1 protein-coding gene is annotated in these 646 nt (G+C 63.8%); it reads left to right on the plus strand.

What is annotated here, in order from left to right; translation table 11 throughout:
- Positions 1 to 23: 23 nt before the first annotated feature.
- Positions 24 to 449: an organic hydroperoxide resistance protein gene (locus tag EGJ86_RS24920; protein WP_036994554.1), complete on the plus strand. Its 426-nt coding sequence runs from the start codon at positions 24 to 26 to the stop codon at positions 447 to 449.
- Positions 450 to 646: the final 197 nt, after the last annotated feature.

The raw sequence follows: 646 nt of genomic DNA on the forward strand, positions 1-646 counted from the left end.
ACTCACCGACAAGGATCAATGCCATGACTATCGAAAACGTTCTCTACCGTGCAACCGCTGAAGCCTTTGGTGGCCGTGAAGGCCGCGCTGTGTCCTCCGACGGCATCCTCGACATCGCCCTGACCACCCCGAAAGAACTTGGTGGCGCTGGCGGTAACGGCACCAACCCGGAGCAGCTGTTCGCTGCCGGCTATTCCGCCTGCTTCCTCGGCGCCCTGAAATTCGTCGCCGCCCGCGACAAGCTGAGCATCCCGGCTGACACCTTCATCGAAGGCACCGTTGGCATCGGCGCCATCCCCACCGGCTTCGGCATCGAAGTGGAACTGCGCATCAGCCTGCCCGGCCTGGCCCCGGAAGCCGCACAAACTCTGGTGGATCGCGCGCACATCGTTTGCCCGTACTCCAACGCCACCCGCGGCAACATCGACGTCACTTTGACCATCGTCTGACAGATAGCAGCCAGCGCTCGCGGCCAGCGCCCGCGCGCGGTACCAAGAGGAGAACCACCATGAAAACCCGCACCGTGTTCGCCACCGCACTGACCGCCATCGCCCTCAGCGCGTCGCTCACCACCCTCGCCCACAGCGCCGAGGCCACGTCCTACCGCTACGGCCAGAACCTGGATATCGCCAAAGTGATTTCCATC

The sequence above is a fragment of the Pseudomonas sp. o96-267 genome (assembly GCF_003935465.1).
Lineage (GTDB): Bacteria > Pseudomonadota > Gammaproteobacteria > Pseudomonadales > Pseudomonadaceae > Aquipseudomonas > Aquipseudomonas sediminis.